Origin of the sequence: Frankia sp. AgPm24 (assembly GCF_023243055.1) — a bacterium.
GTDB lineage: Bacteria > Actinomycetota > Actinomycetes > Frankiales > Frankiaceae > Frankia > Frankia umida.
This window is the reverse complement of record NZ_JALKFW010000111.1, coordinates 1-341: the sequence shown is the minus strand read 5'-3', so window position 1 is coordinate 341 and position 341 is coordinate 1. Positions and strand designations below refer to the sequence as shown.

Here is a 341-nt window from a genome sequence, read left to right as displayed (position 1 = left end):
GTGGTTCGGGGTGCGGGTGGTGACCCGGTCGCGGCCGCGGTGGCGGGGTTGGTGCGCTCGGCGCAGTCGGAGAATCCCGGCCGGATCCTGCTGGTGGATCTCGGCTCTGAGGCTGCGGGGCTTCCGGATCTCACGGGTGTGCTGGAGCAGGCTGCCGCTGATGGGGAGTGGGAGATTCGGCTGGGGGAGGGTCTGGTCGAGGTGCCTCGGCTTGCCCGAGTCGTTGAAGAGGATCTCCTGGCTGGGGGTGCGGGTGCCGGTTGCGTGGTGGTGACCGGTGGGACCGGGACGTTGGGCGGCCTCGTAGCCCGGCATCTCGTCACCGCACACGGAGTCCGGAA

General features: G+C 70.4%; 1 protein-coding gene. It reads left to right on the top strand.

The window, feature by feature from the left end:
- Window positions 1-341 (top strand): hypothetical protein (locus MXD61_RS28695; RefSeq protein WP_374628487.1); only part of this gene is annotated, 341 nt, incomplete at its 3' end.